Annotated in this window: 14 protein-coding genes, 2 tRNA genes, 1 pseudogene and 1 riboswitch; of the genes and pseudogenes, 9 read left to right on the top strand and 8 right to left on the bottom strand. The window is 67.6% G+C overall.

Annotated features, from left to right (window positions below; all coding sequences use genetic code 11):
- Positions 1 to 9: 9 nt before the first annotated feature.
- The gene (locus BMG523DRAFT_RS03580; protein WP_023841424.1) at positions 10 to 705 is read right to left on the bottom strand and encodes a hypothetical protein; all 696 of its coding nucleotides are present in this window, start codon (positions 703 to 705) and stop codon (positions 10 to 12) included.
- Between the two features lie 176 nt (positions 706 to 881).
- On the opposite strand from BMG523DRAFT_RS03580, the gene BMG523DRAFT_RS03585 reads away from it, so the two are divergent.
- Complete coding sequence (locus BMG523DRAFT_RS03585) at positions 882 to 1403, top strand: GIY-YIG nuclease family protein (RefSeq protein ID WP_070982392.1); 522 nt, start codon at positions 882 to 884, stop codon at positions 1401 to 1403.
- A gap of 739 nt (positions 1404 to 2142) precedes the next feature.
- Here the strand turns inward: BMG523DRAFT_RS03585 and BMG523DRAFT_RS03590 are convergent.
- Both BMG523DRAFT_RS03590 and BMG523DRAFT_RS03595 read right to left on the bottom strand, forming a co-directional pair.
- Complete coding sequence (locus tag BMG523DRAFT_RS03590; RefSeq protein ID WP_023841427.1) at positions 2143 to 2793, bottom strand: 2'-5' RNA ligase family protein; 651 nt, start codon at positions 2791 to 2793, stop codon at positions 2143 to 2145.
- Positions 2790 to 3623, bottom strand: a complete 834-nt coding sequence (locus tag BMG523DRAFT_RS03595; RefSeq protein WP_152987825.1) for a hypothetical protein — start codon at positions 3621 to 3623, stop codon at positions 2790 to 2792. The genes BMG523DRAFT_RS03590 and BMG523DRAFT_RS03595 overlap by 4 nt, the downstream gene beginning before the upstream one ends.
- A gap of 3 nt (positions 3624 to 3626) precedes the next feature.
- Between BMG523DRAFT_RS03595 and BMG523DRAFT_RS24175 the strand changes: the two genes are divergently transcribed.
- The 4 genes from BMG523DRAFT_RS24175 to BMG523DRAFT_RS27200 all read left to right on the top strand — a co-directional run bounded on the left by BMG523DRAFT_RS24175 (position 3627) and on the right by BMG523DRAFT_RS27200 (position 7611).
- Positions 3627 to 3857, top strand: coding sequence for a hypothetical protein (locus BMG523DRAFT_RS24175; protein WP_152987826.1), 231 nt, complete (start codon positions 3627 to 3629; stop codon positions 3855 to 3857).
- A 228-nt stretch (positions 3858 to 4085) separates the two neighbouring features.
- The gene (locus BMG523DRAFT_RS03600; RefSeq protein WP_011437815.1) at positions 4086 to 5324 is read left to right on the top strand and encodes an IS110 family transposase; all 1239 of its coding nucleotides are present in this window, start codon (positions 4086 to 4088) and stop codon (positions 5322 to 5324) included.
- A 213-nt stretch (positions 5325 to 5537) separates the two neighbouring features.
- Complete coding sequence (locus BMG523DRAFT_RS03605) at positions 5538 to 6671, top strand: site-specific integrase (protein ID WP_083494731.1); 1134 nt, start codon at positions 5538 to 5540, stop codon at positions 6669 to 6671.
- Positions 6672 to 7182: 511 nt separating this feature from the next.
- Positions 7183 to 7611, top strand: coding sequence for a transposase (locus tag BMG523DRAFT_RS27200; RefSeq protein ID WP_368671085.1), 429 nt, complete (start codon positions 7183 to 7185; stop codon positions 7609 to 7611).
- A 201-nt stretch (positions 7612 to 7812) separates the two neighbouring features.
- Here the strand turns inward: BMG523DRAFT_RS27200 and BMG523DRAFT_RS22605 are convergent, their stop codons facing one another.
- Together BMG523DRAFT_RS22605 and BMG523DRAFT_RS22610 are read right to left on the bottom strand one after the other, a co-directional pair.
- A complete protein-coding gene (locus BMG523DRAFT_RS22605) occupies positions 7813 to 8334 on the bottom strand; it encodes an AAA family ATPase (protein ID WP_083494733.1) in 522 nt (173 codons plus the stop codon).
- 181 nt (positions 8335 to 8515) lie between these two features.
- Positions 8516 to 9145, bottom strand: coding sequence for an MFS transporter (locus BMG523DRAFT_RS22610; protein ID WP_083494734.1), 630 nt, complete (start codon positions 9143 to 9145; stop codon positions 8516 to 8518).
- A 191-nt stretch (positions 9146 to 9336) separates the two neighbouring features.
- Between BMG523DRAFT_RS22610 and BMG523DRAFT_RS03615 the strand changes: the two genes are divergently transcribed.
- Complete coding sequence (locus tag BMG523DRAFT_RS03615; protein ID WP_083494735.1) at positions 9337 to 10470, top strand: transposase; 1134 nt, start codon at positions 9337 to 9339, stop codon at positions 10468 to 10470.
- A 450-nt stretch (positions 10471 to 10920) separates the two neighbouring features.
- On the opposite strand, the gene BMG523DRAFT_RS25165 is transcribed toward BMG523DRAFT_RS03615, so the two are convergent.
- From BMG523DRAFT_RS25165 to BMG523DRAFT_RS03625, 3 genes are all read right to left on the bottom strand, one after another.
- Positions 10921 to 11085 (bottom strand): hypothetical protein, encoded by a 165-nt coding sequence (locus BMG523DRAFT_RS25165; RefSeq protein WP_160323705.1) that lies wholly within the window; start codon positions 11083 to 11085, stop codon positions 10921 to 10923.
- A gap of 374 nt (positions 11086 to 11459) precedes the next feature.
- Positions 11460 to 11536 (bottom strand) — tRNA-Phe (locus BMG523DRAFT_RS03620).
- 52 nt (positions 11537 to 11588) lie between these two features.
- Positions 11589 to 11663, bottom strand: a tRNA-Asp gene (locus tag BMG523DRAFT_RS03625).
- 459 nt (positions 11664 to 12122) lie between these two features.
- On the opposite strand from BMG523DRAFT_RS03625, the pseudogene BMG523DRAFT_RS27205 reads away from it, so the two are divergent.
- The 3 genes and pseudogenes from BMG523DRAFT_RS27205 to BMG523DRAFT_RS26205 form a co-directional block, all read left to right on the top strand.
- A pseudogene (locus BMG523DRAFT_RS27205) lies at positions 12123 to 12332 on the top strand (enoyl-CoA hydratase-related protein); the annotation flags it as partial.
- Positions 12333 to 12563: 231 nt separating this feature from the next.
- A riboswitch (S-adenosyl-L-homocysteine riboswitch) is annotated at positions 12564 to 12639 on the top strand.
- A gap of 15 nt (positions 12640 to 12654) precedes the next feature.
- Complete coding sequence (gene metH, locus BMG523DRAFT_RS03640; protein WP_043590389.1) at positions 12655 to 16449, top strand: methionine synthase; 3795 nt, start codon at positions 12655 to 12657, stop codon at positions 16447 to 16449.
- 52 nt (positions 16450 to 16501) lie between these two features.
- The gene (locus tag BMG523DRAFT_RS26205; protein ID WP_011434586.1) at positions 16502 to 17275 is read left to right on the top strand and encodes an RNA-guided endonuclease TnpB family protein; all 774 of its coding nucleotides are present in this window, start codon (positions 16502 to 16504) and stop codon (positions 17273 to 17275) included.
- The last annotated feature ends 28 nt before the right edge of the window (positions 17276 to 17303 follow it).

A 17303-nucleotide genomic window follows, 5' to 3' on the forward strand; every position in this document is an offset into this window, starting at 1 on the left:
CCGCCGGCGTCAGATCGATTCCGCCGCGATCCAGGCGAGGATCACTCGTCGTATGAGGGCTCGTCCTTCGGTGAGGCTCATGGCCGATGTCTTGCTCGGGGTGCCGGGCATCCTGGCGTGCCGTGCGGCCTGTCCGCTGATACCGGGATGGTTCGCGGCCTGCTTGAACGCCTGCTTCTCGGCTTTCGTTACCCAGCCGAGGGCAATCGGGTCGCGGCCGTCCTGCACGATCTCCCACACCTTGTAGAGCTCGACCCACCCAAGGTGCGTGGCCCGGCCGAGCATCGCCAGGGCCTCCGCGAGCGCCGGACCGCGGGCCGCGGCAGCCGCCTGCGGCGGGCCTGGCGGCGGTGGCGGCTCGGAGGCCACCGCGTCTCCTCCTACAACGACCTTCCCGAATTGGGTAGTACACCTAATTGTCTCAGGCGTGAGGACGGCGTGACGTCGATCACCGTCGTCGTACATCCCGGTCAGCTCGACGGCGTGGAAGTCGGTGCCGTTCAGCCAACCGATGCCGTTGACCCAGGCGAGCACCTCGGCCGCTGCCTCGTAGAAGTCCGTGTCCTCGGGCCGGTGGTCCACCGCTGTCGAGGTGAGGTAATAGCCCTCCTCGTCGCAGGAGACCTGAGTGTCACCCGTGGGCAGCACCCGCGAGAGCAGGGCGAGGTCGGTCTCCCGGCCCCGTAGACGCGCTTTCAAGGTCATCTGCCCAGCGTACGGTCTGCGGCCATCTCCTCCGCCAGGTGCAGATGCCGACGACTCCTGTGGCGATGGGCGGATCTGTCGGTGCGCCGGACTAACGTCGCGCAATGACCGATACGGCAGGTATGTCCTGTACGCATCAGGGCTTGGCTGCGCCTGTACGCCAATCGTCGGACGACGTGATCGGAGATCTTCGCGACGCGCATACCTGCATAAAGATCGCGATCCGGCGAGCTGCTGCGCACGGACTGGTGTCCGACCCAGATGCCGTACTCGACGCGATCGCACCTGAGCTGGTGGCTGTCAAGGCGCTGGCGGAGGAGGCCGCGCTGCGCATCACCGTCGAGACCGAACGACGAGAACGCACCGAGCGCGCCCACACGCGAGTGCTTCGAGTCGTCGAGTCACGGGTGCGCAACGCGCTCGCGAACCTGGTCGTCACCGCCGTGGACAGGGAGTTCAACCCGCACGGCTGCTTCGTCTACCTGCTTTGGGGGACCGACCCCGACAGACCGCTCTACGTGGGGAAGTCGACCAACATCCTGGCCCGGCTCGGCCAGCACATGAGCGACTCGACGAGGCGCTACCGCGTCCAGCGGGTCACGGTGATCCGATGTCGGGACGGCCGTCAGATGGACCGCACCGAAGGACGGCTGATCGAGGAGTACCAGCCGACCCTCAACATCCAGGGCATTCACTAGCGGAATCGCCATTTCGGCGTTCATACCGGCCGTCCACGCGTCCGTCGAGTCACTCGGCCTGCCAGCGACGACATCGACGGAAGCGCGCCGAGTGGTGGACAAGGGAGTCGGGGCCAGGTCATCGACGCGACCATGCCCGTCGATGACCTGGCCCCGACCGCCGTGGCCTTCCTCGCCGCGAATCCGACCTCGCCGCCACCTGAACGTCTGGACGCTCATGCTCGACGCCCCGCGGATTGTCCGGGCGCGATCCTCCTCACCTACCGCACGCTGCGCCTCGACGCGTTCGCCCACGACCCAGAGCTGCATGGCCTCCTGGATGAGGTTCACGTCGAAGCCGTGGACGCCCTGGACAGCGCCGCGCACGCTACCCGTGTGCTCCAGCGCAGCCTCAATCAGCAGACACCGGCGGGTACACCTGCTGCGGACCTCGCCTCCTACGCAGCGTCAAGAGCCAATCAAGTCCGGGTGGACATCCTGCGCGGGTTTGAGGAGTTCCTCCGATCTGGGCAGACCTCGTCGCCGGGCTGGGGAGAACCGTCGAGCCCCGCCCGCGATCAGAATTGTCCGGGTCTTCCTTGCGGGGGATGCGAGCCAGCGGGTGCCGGCAGATCTGGCCGAGATCTTTGCTGTCCTGGTCGGCCTCGCTCAGCTGGCCCTCACCCGGCCCTAACCACCGGCCTGCACCCTCGTTGCAGCCCCGCCGCGTCGTCCGACCCGGGCGACCAGACGAGACGTGTCAGGCGCTCAGAGGGGCAACGGTCGCGGTGTCCCACTGGTAGGTCCGGCCTTCGCGGTACAGCCGCACCAACCGTAGATCGGCTACGGAGACCTCGGCGGGGGGCAGGTCACGCAGCCCCGCGACCCGGTGGATGATCGGTTCCGCGGGCGTGTCGCGGTTGCAGTAGGCGATGCCGATGTGCGGACGGAAACGCCGTTTCACGGCGGGCAGGCCGCAGGCGGTGGACACGTCGTCCAGGGAGTCCCGCAGTCTGATCAAGGGTTCCCAGGGGGTGACGGTGAAGCGGACCGCGCCGTTCGATCCTGCCAGCGGTCCGACCCGCAGCCGGAACGCCGGCTGGTGACCGCACTGTTCGGCGACCCGGCGGGTGACCGCGGCGAGGGTGGCGGGGTCGATCTCGTCGGTGAACGCGAGCCGGCGCACGGTGAGGTGCAGCCCGTCGGCGGGTACCGGGTCGAGACAGGCGAGGTCGTGCAGCTGCTGCTGGCAGGTCGCGGCGAGGTCGCGTAGCGCGGCGCTGTCGAAGGTCAGGAACCAGTGGAAGCTGCTCCGGCCCGGGGTCCAGCCGGGCCGATCCCAGTGGTCGGTCATGGAGGGTAGGACTCGGAAGCGTTCCCAGTCGTCGTGGACCGGATCGTGCTCGCTCACCGTGACGCGCCGCGGGGCAGCGTCTGGGTCACCTCGGCGAGTTCAGCGACGGCGGGCAGGGTCCGCCAGGGCGCGGTGCGGCGGGCCAGTTCCTGGCCGCGTTGGCGGATCGACTCGATCGGGGCGGCACCGGCGCGGGTGAGGGCCTCGACGCCGAGCGCGGCGCTGTGTTCCGGGTCGGGGTCGGCGCCGGCCGTCAGCGCGGTGGCGACATCGAGGGTGATCAGGACATCGCTCCACCGGGAACGGTCGGCGCCCGGCATGCTGCTGGCGGTCTGGGCGTAGCTCTGGACGAGGGCGGTGTCGCCGGTGCCGACGTGGGCGGTCGCGGCGTTCGCCGCGATCCGCGCGAGGCTGTAGGCGCCGAAGGAGATGCACGGCGACATGCCCTCGGGTAGCTCGGCGTCCTCGGCGAGGTCGAACGCGCGGCCGACGGCTTCCCGCACACCGTCGCGGTCACCGAGCTGGCCCAGGGCGCGGGCTTCGCCGTTGATCGCCAGCCGGATCGCCTGCGGCCCGCCCGCGGCGTGGATCTGCCCCTCTCGGGCCCGTTCCAACGCCAGCCGGTAGTCACCGGCGTAGTAGGCGCACAGGCTTTCGGTGCCCCGTACCCAGGCCGCCAGATCGCTGTCCTCGACGGCCACCGCAAGGGTGAACGCCTCCACGCAGTAGGCGCGCGCGAGTGGGAAGTCCCCGAGGTTCACCGCCATATAGCCGGCCAGCCCCGACAGCCGCCCCGCGGCCCGCAGCAGCCGGACTCGGTCCCGGGACGTCTGCCAGCCCTCGATGAGGGTCTGCACGACCTTCCGCTGGCGTACGACAAGAGGCATCAGATGCTCTGGGCACCGCGCCTCATAGGAGGCGACACAGTCCTCGACGAAAACGTCGAGATAGTCGAGGAAAGGAATTTGCGTGGAGAGTCCTGCGAAATATCGCAGCCGAACGCCGACGTCGAACATTTCCGCCTGTCGGTCAAATCCACCGCCAAGAGCAGCCAGGGCGGCGTGGCCGCCACCCTTTCGTATGAGAATTTGAGTCCGGCCGCGGGACGCCTGTGGTCCTGATGTTGGCCGGTGGGCCGTTTCGGCCCGGTATCGCCGAGTCCCGTGCAGCATCTCCGATGCTGTCCGGATCGACGTCGGCGTTCTCTGGTGCTCAGAGCCCGTCCAAGAGTATGGCGGTGGAGGTCCTGGGGTACTCTTTCCTGCTGCTACGAGCGCGTTCCTCAGTTTCCTGTGGTCAGGGCCTCTCCGGACAGCACCTACAGGTTGCTGACCATGGAGGGCTGGCAGATGCAGGTGTTATTCCCACGGTGCGCGGGCCTTGACGTGCACCGGGACACGGTCGCCGCGGCGGTGCGCATCCAAACCGGTTCGGGTAAAGCCGTCACCGAGGTCCGGACGTTCACCACGACCGGGGGCTCGCTCGGACTACTCGCGGACTGGCTCACCGAGTGCCGGGTGACGATCGTCGGGATGGAATCGACAGGCGTCTACTGGAAGCCGGTGTTCCACCTGCTGGAAGACCGGTTCGAGTGCTGGCTCCTCAACGCCACCCACGTCCGCAACGTACCAGGCCGAAAAACAGACGTCGCGGACGCGGCGTGGATCTCGGACCTCGTCGCGCACGGCCTGGTACGCGCCTCGTTCGTGCCGCCGAAACCCCAGCGGGACCTGCGTGACCTGACCCGGGCCCGGCGGATCGTGGTCGAGGAGAAGACCCGGGAGATCCAGCGGCTGGAGAAACTGATGCAGGACGCCGGCGTGAAACTCACCAGCGTCGCCTCCAAGCTACTCGGGGTCTCGGGCCGTGCGATCCTGGAGAAGATGATCGAGGGAGAGCAGTCCCTGGAATATCTCGCTGATCAGGCCCGTGGCCGACTCCGCAGCAAGATCCCACAGTTGCAGGAGGCACTCGCGGGAACGTTCCGCTCCGGGCATCACGGGTTCCTCGCCGCGCAGCTCCTGGCCCGGATCGACCTGTGTGACGAGCAGATCGACGAGCTCGACCACCGGATCGAGGTGATGATCGCCCCTTTTCGGGAGACGGTCGACCGGATCCGCACGATCACCGGGGTCGGTGAGGTCACCGCGACCGTGCTGCTCGCCGAGGTCGGCCTGGACATGAGCCGGTTCCCCACCGCCGGCCATCTCGCGTCCTGGGCGGGTATCTGTCCGGGGAACAACACCTCGGGAGGGAAACGCCTGTCCGGGCGGACCCGACACGGTAACAAGTGGTTACGTACCGCGTTGACCGAGGCCGCGCACGCCGCCGCCCGGAGCAAGGACACCTACCTGGCGTCCCACCACGCCCAGGTCCGTGGCCGCCGCGGTGTCCTGAAAGCGATCGGCGCGACCCGCCACGACATTCTCATCGCCTACTGGCACATCATCGCGAACAAGACCGTCTACCAGGACCTCGGCGGAGACTGGCATGCCCGCCGACGCCGGGACCCTGAACGCCGCCGGAAGAACCTCGTCGGCGAACTGGAGAAACTCGGCTACACCGTCACCATCACACCAGCGGCATAGCCGCTACCCCAGACAGAAAGGAACACCCGCAGCACGCGCACCGAATACCGATAAGACCAGCGTTGGAAGCCCGGCTCCCAGCGCCTTCCCGCATGCCCGGAACCAGCCCCTCCGCGGTCCAGCAATTCACTCCTCAGGACCCGCCGGGCCAACGGACAAGGATCCATCTACCAGGGAAAGAACGGCCTGTGGGTCGGCGCGGCCTACGTCCTGATGCCCGACGGGACGCGCCAGCGTCGTCGGCTGTACGGCAAGACCCAGGATGACGTCCGCGCGAAGCTGACCGCGGCGCAGGCCCGTTCCGACCAGGGCATCCCCGCGGACGCTACCGGGTGGACCATGGCGCGATTCCTCACCTACTGGCTGGCGGAGATCGCCGGACCCGCGTGCCGGCCCCGCACCCTCCAGGGCTACGAGGTCATCGTGCGCACCTACCTCGTGCCGCACCTCGGGACGAAGCGGCTGAACAAGCTCACCGGGGCCGACGTCCGGCTGTTCCTCAAGCGCGTGGAGAACACCTGCCTGTGCTGCCAGCATGGATACGACACCCGCCGCCCGGCCAAACAGCAGCGGTGCTGTGCCGTCGGCCGATGCTGCCATCGCGTCCCGTCGAAGCGTCTGCTCCAGCAGGTCCACAGCGTCCTGCGCAACGCTCTCGGCGCCGCGGTCCGGGAGAAGCTGGTCAGCCGGAACGTCGCCAAGCTCGTCAAGATGTCCGGACCTTCGTACACCATCCATCGAGGCCTGAGCGTCGACCAGTCCAAGCACCTGCTCAAGGCCGCTACCGACGAGCCGCTCCACGCCCTCTACGTCCTGGCGCTCTACTACGGGCTCCGCAGGGGCGAGCTACTCGGTCTGCGTTGGGAGGACGTCGACTTCGACGCGCAGACACTCATCGTGCGCCACTCCTTGCAGCGGATCGACGGCGAGCTGCGGGTCGTGGAGCCCAAGACGCGCAGCTCCGAACGCACCCTTCCCCTGATCGGCATTGTCGCAACCGCGTTGCAGGGCCACCGGCGTCGCCAGAACGACGAGCGTGCCCTCGCCGGCCGCGACTGGGTGGACAGCGGCTTCGTGTTCACGACCCACATCGGTACCCCGGTCGCCCCGGACAACCTGCACCGAAGCTGGAAGCCTCTTGCGGCCCGGGTCGGTCTCGACGGCGTGCGGCTGCACGATCTGCGCCACACCTGCGTGACGCTGCTCCTCGACGCGGGAGTGCCCCCGCACATCGTCCGGGACATCGCCGGGCACTCCGCGATCGACGTCGCCATGACGATCTACGCGCACGTCTCCCTGGACGAGAAGCGCGCAGCGCTTACCAAACTGGGCGACCGGCTGGGATGATCCTTGTACCAGCAGGAAGCAGCGGCCGTGGAACACGACGGCCGCTGCTTCAAGATCATAAAATTGGCTTGGGATAGCCTCATCAACCATTGCTCCCGCCGACGTCGGCCGGGCTCTGCGATGGCGTCGGCTACCTCAGCGATAACTGGGACGCTTGATCAATGGGCATCGATGGTGACGAACATCCCGCGCGACGGACTGCGAACTTGGACTTGAACGTCGAGCCAATGATCAGAGCCTATTCCAGCTCGGTCGGCTTCGGCGGTGGAACGAGGACACCCACGAGTACCATTGCAGTCCGTCATGGCCCCGAGGTGAGGCCATCCGGTAAAGGGTGAAAATGTGCCGGGGTGTCTGGTCGACATCGTTAATCCCGGGTTGCAGTCGGACGATGAGTGCCACATCCAGTTGCACGTTCCTTTTGCTGCGAGCATGTGACTCAGTTTCTTCTTCGCCTGGCCGGTCTCCCCTGAGGTCCCGCCTAATCTATGGCGGGAGATGGCCAATGGAGATGACCCGGTTCCCCACCGCCGGACATCTGGCCTCGTGGGCGGGGCTGTGTCCGGGAAACAACGACTCGACCGGCGAGCACTACTCCGGCCGCACCCGCCACGGCGACACGTGGCTACACGGAGCACTCGGGAAGCCACCTCTTCCGTGTCCCAGTCGAAGACCTCAACCCGTCGGCGCACTATCGACGGATCGCTACCCGCCGCGGGGCAGCAAACGCGCTCTCCGCGCGGTCTCCCACGCCGTGCTCGTGACCGCCTGGCACCCCCTCCACGACCAGACCACCTTCCGCGACCTCGGCCCGACTTCCACCAGCGCCGCCAGGACCACGAACATCACACCAGCAAGCTCGTCTATCAGATCCAACAGCTCGGCCACCAGGTCACCTGAACGCCTCACCCTGAGTTATTTTCGCCTCAGTACTAAATAAGCCGACTGGGTCGGCCCGCTCTGATAGGAAATGCATGGCCACGGGCTGATTGACAGCACCGTCGACCCCACACCGGCCACTCCTCTTACCAAAATAACACAGATCGCTACTGACCGACATATGGATGGACGCTGGCCGTCGAGCGCGTAGTCCAAGGCCTGCTTTCCTGACCAAACACACGCATCACCCGTCTTCAGCAGGTCACCGAAGCCAGCCGCTCAAACTGACAATATCGTCAGCGATCTCCGTAAGTTCACGGCCTGCGTTCACAACGTGGGAACCGACGCTGTTCCTGTCCATGATCTCCGAAAGCTCCCGAGCCCGCGCTAGATTGCGATCAAGCCCGAGCCCCTGCTCACGCTGGCGGATGCGTCGCTCGAGCTCGTTATCGTCAAGATGTAGCCGAAATACCTGTACCCGGGCACCGGGAACAGCTCCTTCGAGTTCCACAACCTCTGCGTGGTTCTCAACGACGCCGCTGAGCACGAGATGAGTTGCTCCCGCCTCCTGGAAATTCCGCCACAGCGCAGAAAGGTTCTTCAGCACAAGCATCCTGTTGTACCGGTCCCTGGATCCGGGTACGTGACACCACCGAATATTGTCGAGGTCCACTAGAGCGTGCGGGATGTCCTTGTTACGAAGAATCTCGCGGATTTCCCAGCAAGTGGTTGTCTTTCCACTTCCAGATGGACCGGTCACAATAATTACCGGAACGTCATTCATTATCAGTTACTCCCACTAGTTCCTCGGAGAAAAATTTCTACCGTTAACCGGATTTCCCAGATCTACAGCCATCCCAGACCGTAGCAACTCCATCACCCAAAACCTCTTCCGACCTCGGTACACTTGAGATCACCGGTAGCGCAATATGGACCTCTATTCTAGCAGCGACAGCGAGCCATTGCTACACATCGGTGGCGAATCTAAGTTCTCGCAGAGGGCGCGAAAGACTCGCGTGAATCGCAACAAGTGCCGCCACAAGGACAAGAACCATGCCGAGGGGCGACAAACCCCAGGCTGTTGCCAGGTATCCGACGGCCAGCGGTGCGAGCGGTGTCAGTCCGTTTGCAACGAGGTTAGTTGCGGAGTGCACGCGGCCTTGCAACCCGTCCGGGGTGTTCGCAGTCTGATAGCCGAAGATAATGCTCTGCACGGGTGCCACCGTGACGGAGACGAGCAGGAGCATGAGTGCGATCAACCAGGGAGAGTAGTTCAGCGAGATCGGAACCAATGCCACCGGCCAGATCCAGCAAGCGACCATTATAATCATCCAATCGTTCCATCTATCACGCAACCACGACAGGAGAAGAGCCCCGGCAATCCCGCCTATTCCTCCGACCGAGAGAAGAGCACCGATCACGGCACCTTTAGCACCCGCCAGTCGCGCGTCGAGAATAACCACCAGGGGAAGCGCGGTAAGTAGAAAGTTCATTCCCCCGAGTTGCATCAGAGCGGCCCGCCCGACCGTATCCCGCCAAATTTGTCGCCACCCAGCGAACGCCTCGCCGACGGTTACCCTAGCGCGATCACCCAACCGTCCAGCGGCGGCGAGTGAGCTGGTGGATCAGCTGGGGGTCGTTGAGGCGCTCGACGAGCGGGTCGGGCCGGTCAAGCAGCGGGCCCGGGGGCTGGCGGCCGGGGAGTTGCTGGTCGGGCTGGCGACGGCGCAGGTGGCAGGGCAGGCGAGCCTGTCCGGGTTGGACCGGCTGCGTCTGGACGAGGCGGGTGGGCTGCTCGCCCGGGTGCCGTTCGCGCCGTCACGGACGGCGGCCCGGTTGGCGGGCAGGTTCGGGCCGGCCGCGTGGGCGACGATCGGGGTGCTCGCGTCGCGGTGGCTGGCGCGGCTGCCCGCCCAGCGTCAGACCGAGCTGGTCACGGGCCCGGCCGACGATCCTGGACTCCTCCGACGTCGAGGTCTTCGGCCGCGGGAAACGTGGCGTGGCCTATACCTACGAGGGGAAGAAGGCCGGCCGGCCGCTGCTGGCGTCGTGGGCGCGGACCGGGCTGGTCCTGGCCACGGACCTGCTGGCTGGGGATCAGGACGTCCGGCCGCGCGCCGCCGTTGTGCTGGCCCGGGCGCTGGGCAACCTGCCCGCCGCGGTCTGCGCGCCGCCGCTGCTGCGCGCGGACTCGGGGTTTTTCACCGGCGACCTCGCTCGCACCGCCGTGGCCACGGGAGTGGACTTCGCGATCGCCGCGCCGCCTAACTCCGCGTTCTGGCGTGCCTACGCCGCTGTCGAGGAGACGTGCTGGACGGACGCGCGGGACATGACCGGCGCCCAGGTCGCCACCAGTGACTACGCTCCGAAGGGCTGGCCGCCCGGCACCTACACGATCATCCGCCGGGTGAAGGTGCGGGCGAGTGAGATCTCCGCTGATCCCCGTTCACGGCGGCGGCGCACCATCCCGAAAGCCCAGCTCGCCCTCGCGCTCGACGGGATCGCCGACCATGCCTGGGCGGTCAGCTTCATCGTCACGAACATCCCCGCCGACAACGGGCCGGACATCGTCGCGCTCGAGCACTGGTTTCGCGGCCGCGCCGACATCGAGACCCAGATCAAGGACCATAAACTCGGCGCCGGCCTGCGTCACCTGCCCTCAGCCGACCCGATCATCAACACCGTCTGGATGTGGGCGGCGATCCTCGCTGGCTGGCTATCCAGCCTACTCCAGACCCTGACCGGGTTCGACCAGCGCGCGGGACGAGCCCACGGCGACCGGCTCCGCCACGAACTGATCACCGTTCCCGGTCGGGTCGTCCGCCACGCAGGGCAACTGATCCTGCGCCTGCCACCTGGCCGCGACCAGCACCTGACCACCGCCCTCGCCCGGCTGCGCGCCCTGCCCGCGGCCGTCTGACCAGCCCGTTCCCACGCGGAAGACGCCCCCGGGCCGTGGACTCGGCGCTCACCCTGCACGACAGCCGGGCCGCCACCGTGCCCAGCCACCGAAAACAACATCAACAGAACCGAAAAGGGAGGATCACCCGGTCTTGATCATGCAAGCCCGCGCTACTGGCGGATCTAGGTCAGACGTTGTTCGTCCAGAGGATCTTGAAATTGTAGCGAGGAGCCAGACCTGATCGGCCTTCGCGGCGACGCGGCGGTCCAGGTCCAGGTCCAGGCCGGGATAATTCCTCCCTTCGGTTCAGCTTCTGGACGTGTTCGCCCGGTCGCCGATGTGGACGTCCCGGTCGCAACTGCGTCGCAGTTCGTTAATCGTCGCCTGGTGGAGGTGGGTGTGTCTGATAGCGCGGGTGGTGGCGACGTGGGTGTTGGCCTCGCGGAGCAGGTCGATCCACTGGCGGACCTATTTCTCGGCGCCTAACGCGGCGGTCTGCACCCCCCGCAGCGAGCGGATGAGGTGGGCGCAGCGCAGCTGGACGCCGGCGAGCGTGGGGACGCGAGTGCTAGCCGGCGTGTCGTCACGGGTCAGAGAGCCGTGCCAGCCTTCGAGTGCGCTGGTGACCGCCACCGCCGACGAGATCCTCGCCAAGGTCCGCCTCACCCAGACCAGCATCCGCAAACTCGTCGACAACAACCGAAACCGCAGCCGGTAAGCAAACAGGATCACGAGACACTAGGTGTTGCTGTTCCTTGATGCCAGAGAGCCGCCAAGTACCGCCCGACTGCGCCGCGCTCGACGTCACCATGACGATCTACGCGCACGCTCCCTGGACGAGAAGCGCGCAGCCCTTACAACTGGGTGACCGGCTGGGATGATGTCCCATGTGGCAGTAAACGAGAATGGCCGTGGGGTTCCACGGCCGTTGCCATATCTACTGCCATATAACGATCTTCAACGGAGCCAAAGGAGATCATCTTTATGATGAAACCGCACGTCAGCGATGGTGGGCAGGGGCGGGGTCGAACCGCCGACCTTCCGCTTTTCAGGCGGACGCTCGTACCGACTGAGCTACCTGCCCCGGGCAGTGCGACTCTCGCATGAGCCACAGCGCACTGTTAGCCCTACGAACGCGGTCCCGACGGGATTCGAACCCGCGACCTCCGCCTTGACAGGGCGGCGTGAACTCCAGGCTTCACCACGGGACCATGCTCTAGATCGATCTTCAGTTGTCGCCCTCCAGGTGCCAGCCACGGGCCCTGTCCGGATCTGGAGGTCATGCTACACGACACCGGGACCACTCGAAGGGCCGGGAGCCCAGGATTCTTGCCCAACAGTCCACGCACCCGATCACTCGCGATCCGCTATGGAGACGCGACATCGGCATGAGATCCGCGGAGTCCACGCGGCGGGCGCGACGGCACGCCGGGGCGCACCCGGGAATGCCAGGCACGCCGCCGACCTCGCGGGAACCGAGCGAAAGGTGCGCAGCAGCACGGAGTCGATCCAGACCGCCGTTGCCGATCCCGTTCTGACCCGGGTCCGATGACGGGGTCGCCGTCGCCACCCTGAACCGGCCCGAGGTCATGAGCGCGTTCACCCTGCCGATGGCCACCGCCTAGGCGCAGGCCCTGTGTGCCGCGGACGCCGACCCGGAGGTCCGGTTCATCGCGGCCTCCGCCTTCGTCGGCTCCGGCTTCTCCCGCCTCAGCCTGGCCGTCGAATACGGTCTGTCCTGGCATCTTCCCCAGATCATGGGCACCGCCCGGGTCTCGGACTTCCTGCTGTCCGGCCACGCCGTCAGCGCCACCGAGGCGGCCGAGCTCGGGCTGGTCAACCAGATGATCACGGATGACGACGTACTGGACCACGCGGTGCTTGTCGCCGGTTGGATGGTCGGTTTCCCGGGCACGGGCCACCATCCGAGCGACGCCCAGATCCGTGCGCTGTATGCCGACACCTCTGCCAGGTCTCTGCCAGGTCCGGATGAGCTCATGCGCGGCGCGGACCGGTGTCCCGCCCGGGTAGCATACGACTCTCAAGCGACAGCGACAGCGAAACGCTCGAGCCGGCGTGAAGTGATCACGATGGCACGGTATCGTCACTCACAGGTCGAGAGGCGCTGCAACGGGCCCAGGTCCGCCACGCTCGGCCCGCACCGTTCAGTAAGGGCGCCTCCCATAACCGGGAGGTGGTCTGATGGCAGGGTCCAGGTCGGTCGACGAGGTGGCCGTCCATGACGGTGTGGTCGAGGCCAGCACGGTCGGGGCAGACGCGGTCGAGGCCGGCGACCGGGAGCTCCGGGAGCTGCTGGCCCAGCGGGTCGTCGTGCTCGACGGGGCTTGGGGCACGATGCTGCAGAACGCCGGGCTCACCCCGGCCGACTACCGCACGGAGCGGTTCCGCGACCACCCGAAGGACCTCGCCGGCGACCCGGACCTGCTGAACCTGACCCGTCCGGACGTGATCCTCGACGTGCACCGGCAGTATCTCGCGGCCGGCGCGGACATCACCACGACGAACACGTTCACCGCGACGAGCATCGGCCAGGCGGACTACGGGCTGCAGTCGCTGGTGCGGGAGATGAATCTGCGGGGCGCGCGGCTGGCCCGCCAGGCCGCGGACGAGGCCGCCCGGCAGACCGGGGGGCGGCGGTTCGTCGCCGGTTCGATCGGCCCATTGAACGTCACGCTCTCGCTGTCCCCGCGAGTGGAGGACCCGGCGTACCGGGCGGTGACCTTCGACGAGGTCCGGGCCGCCTACGCCGAGCAGATCCAGGCGTTGGCGGACGGCGGGGTCGACCTGCTGCTCATCGAGACGATCTTCGACACGCTCAACGCGAAGGCCGCGATCGCCGCCGCCCGCGAGGTCGCCCCGCGGCTGCCGCTGTGGATCTCGGTAACGATCGTCGACCTGTCCGGGCGGACGCTGTCGGGGCAGACCGTCGAGGCGTTCTGGAGCTCCATCGCCCACGCGCATCCGCTGGTCGTCGGGGTGAACTGCTCGCTCGGCGCCGAGGAGATGCGCCCGCACGTCGCCGAGCTCGCCCGGCTCGCCGGCACGTTCACGGCCTGCCATCCCAACGCCGGCCTGCCGAACGCCTTCGGCGGCTACGACCAGACCCCGGACGAAGCCGGCCAGTTGATCGGCGAATTCGCCGCCGCGGGCCTGGTCAACATCGTCGGCGGCTGCTGCGGGACGACGCCGGCGCATATCGCGCGGATCGCCGCCGCCGTCGGCGGTGCGCCGCCGCGCCCGGTTCCGACACCGCCGGCGCGCACCCGCTTCAGCGGGCTGGAGCCGTTCGAGATCGGCGAGGACACCGGCTTCGTCATGATCGGGGAGCGCACCAACGTCACCGGTTCGGCGCGGTTCCGGCGGCTGATCGAGGCCGACGACTACCAGGCCGCCGTGGACGTCGCCCTGGAGCAGGTGCGCGGCGGGGCCAACCTGCTCGACGTCAACATGGACGCCGACCTGCTCGACAGCGAGCGGGCGATGACCACGTTCCTGAACCTGCTCGCCACCGAGCCGGAGGCGGCCCGCCTGCCCATCATGGTCGACAGCTCGCGGTGGAGTGTGCTGGAGGCCGGGCTGCGCTGCGTGCAGGGCAAGGGCGTCGTCAACTCGATCAGCCTCAAGGAGGGCGAGGAGCCCTTCCTGGAGCAGGCCCGGCGCATCCGCGACTACGGCGCCGGCGTGGTCGTGATGGCCTTCGACGAGCGGGGCCAGGCCGACACCGCCGAACGCAAGGTGGCGATCTGCGCCCGCGCCTACGACCTGCTTACCCAGCGGGTCGGCTTCCCGGCCGAGGACATCGTGTTCGACCCGAACGTGCTCGCCGTCGCCACCGGCATCGCCGAGCACAACGGCTACGCGAAGGCGTTCCTCGACGCGTTGCCGCTGATCAAGCAGCACTGCCCGGGAGCGCGGACCAGCGGCGGCATCTCGAACCTGTCGTTCTCCTTCCGCGGCAACGACATCGTCCGCGAGGCGATGCACTCGGCGTTCCTCTTCCACGCCGTGCGCGCCGGGCTCGACATGGGCATCGTCAACGCCGGCCAGCTCGCCGTCTACCAGGACATCCCCGCCGACCTGCTCGAACTCGTCGAGGACGTGCTCTTCGACCGGCGCGACGACGCCACCGACCGGCTCGTCGCGTTCGCCGAGACCGTGAGCGGGAGCGGGAGCGGGAGCGGCACGAAGCGCACGGTGGACCTGTCCTGGCGCGAGGCGCCGGTCGAGGAGCGCTTGGCGCACGCGCTCGTGCACGGCATCGTCGACTTCATCGAGTCCGACACGGAGGAGGCCCGGGCGCGGGCGGCCCGCCCCCTCGACGTGATCGAGGGACCACTCATGGACGGCATGAAGATCGTCGGCGACCTCTTCGGGTCAGGGAAGATGTTCCTGCCGCAGGTGGTCAAGAGCGCCCGGGTGATGAAGCGCTCGGTCGCCTACCTGGAACCGTTCATGGAGGCCGAGAAGCAGCAGGCGCTGCTGGCCGGCACCACCGGCACCGGCCGTGCCAACCGTGGCAACGGCACGGTGGTGCTCGCGACCGTCAAGGGCGACGTGCACGACATCGGCAAGAACATCGTGGGTGTGGTCCTCGGCTGCAACAACTACGAGGTCATCGATCTGGGGGTCATGGTCCCCGCCACGGTCATCCTCGACACGGCGGTGGCGGAGGGCGCCGACGCGATCGGCCTGTCCGGCCTGATCACCCCGTCCCTGGACGAGATGGTCACGGTCGCCACCGAGATGCAGCGCCGCGGGCTGAAGCTGCCCCTGCTGATCGGCGGTGCCACCACCTCGCGCCAGCACACCGCGGTCCGCATCGCCCCCGCCTACGACGCCACCACCGTCCACGTGCTGGACGCCTCCCGCGTCGTCGGCGTGGTCTCGGACCTGCTCGACGCCGACCGGGCCGGGGAGCTCGCCGTGCGTAACCGGGCGGAGCAGAAGCTCCTGCGTGAGCAGCACGAGAACCGCCAGCAGCGCCCGCTGCTCCCCCTCGCGCAGGCCCGGGCGAACCGCGAGCAGGTCACGTTCGACGACCTGCCCGTCCCCGCCTTCACCGGCGTCCGCGTCGTCACCCCGGACCTCGGCGCGCTGCGCTCGATGATCGACTGGCAGTTCTTCTTCCTTGCCTGGGAGCTGAAGGGCAGGTTCCCGGCGATCCTGGACCAGCCGGTGGCCCGTGAGCTGTACGACGAGGCGAACGTCCTGCTCGATCAGATCATCGCGGACGGTAGCCTTCAGGCCCGCGGGGTCTACGGCTTCTGGCCCGCCGTCGCGGAGGACGACGACATCCTGATCGATCAGATCGACGTCGGCGCGGTGAACAGCGCCAGCTCGCCGGGTCAAGGTGGCACGCCGGGTCCGGGTGGCACGGGGCGGCTGCGCCTGCCGATGCTGCGCCAGCAGACGGCCAAGCCCGCGGGGCGGCCGAACCGCAGCCTCGCCGACTACCTGGCCCCGGCCGGGGACCACATCGGCGGGTTCGCCGTGGCCGTCCACGGCGCCGACACGCTCGCGGCCGGCTTCGAGGCCCGGCAGGACGACTACCGGGCGATCATGGTGAAGGCCCTGGCCGACCGGCTCGCCGAGGCGTTCGCCGAGTATGTCCACCTTGAGGCGCGACGCGCCTGGTTCGAGCCGGACGCCAAGCCGTCGCTGGAGGATCTGCACGCCGAGCGCTTCCGCGGCATTCGTCCCGCCTTCGGCTACCCGGCGAGCCCCGACCACAGCGAGAAGCAGGCGCTGTTCGACCTGCTGGACGCCGGGCGGGTGGGGATGGGCCTGACCGAGTCCTTCGCGATGACCCCCGCCGCCGCCGTCAGCGGGCTCATCTTCGCCCATCCGTCGTCGCGGTACTTCACCGTCGGGCGCATCGGCCGGGACCAGGTCGAGGACTACGCCCAGCGGCGGGGCCTGAAGATCTCCGACGTCGAGCGCTGGCTACGCCCCAACCTCGCCTACGATCCCGAGTAGACGCCCCGGACAGCAGGTCCGGGTTCACGACGCTTACTCCTCGTGATCCGACATGCGGCGGCCGTTCCCGCAAGAAGCACGAGGGGCCGGCCAGACGTACGGTTGGCAGTCTTCTTGTAGTCGAGGCCGGCCGCCCGGGGTGCGACACGGATCACCGGCTTGTAGGCCCGGTCACCGACCGTGCCACCCGCCAAGCAGTAGTGGAAGGTGTTCTGCGGCAGGCCGAGAAGCCGGGCCGCGACCCCGCTTCGGTGAACACCTCCCGCTCAAGCATGCTGACGGACCAGGTGGCGAGTGTCGCCCAGTCGCGTTAAGAACTCGGATCAGGAAGGTCGGAGATGTCGAACTCGCCTGGTCTCGGGGGTTGCCGTCGGTTCCGTCGTCGGCCACGGTGATCCGGGAAGCGGACGGCCGGTACTACGTGTCGTTCGTGGTCGATGTGACCGACGAGCCGTACCCGGTCGTGCCCGCCGAGGTGGGGGTCGATCTTGGGCTCGATCGGTTGGTGACCATGTCCACGGGTGAGATCGTGGCGAACCCTCGCCCGCCGCGGTCGAAGCGGCGGCATCTCGCCCGCGCCCAGCGGTCGCTGGCCCGCGCACGGAAAGGTTCCGCGGACCGTCGGAAGGCGGTGCGGCGGGTAGCGGTGTTGCACCGGAAAGTGCGCGAAACCCGCCGGGATCATCATCACAAGCTTGCCGCTCGACTGGTCCGCGATAACCAAGTGGTCTACGTCGAGGAGATGGCGGCTACCGGGCAGACGCCCGTTCCATGGGACAAGGTAGTTCCATGGGACAAGGTAAAGGCCGACCTCGGCCTGGTATGAGGTACCCGGTCGGCATAACCCCGCATGC

The sequence above is a fragment of the Frankia sp. BMG5.23 genome, from assembly GCF_000685765.2.
GTDB classification, from domain to species: Bacteria; Actinomycetota; Actinomycetes; order Frankiales; family Frankiaceae; genus Frankia; species Frankia casuarinae.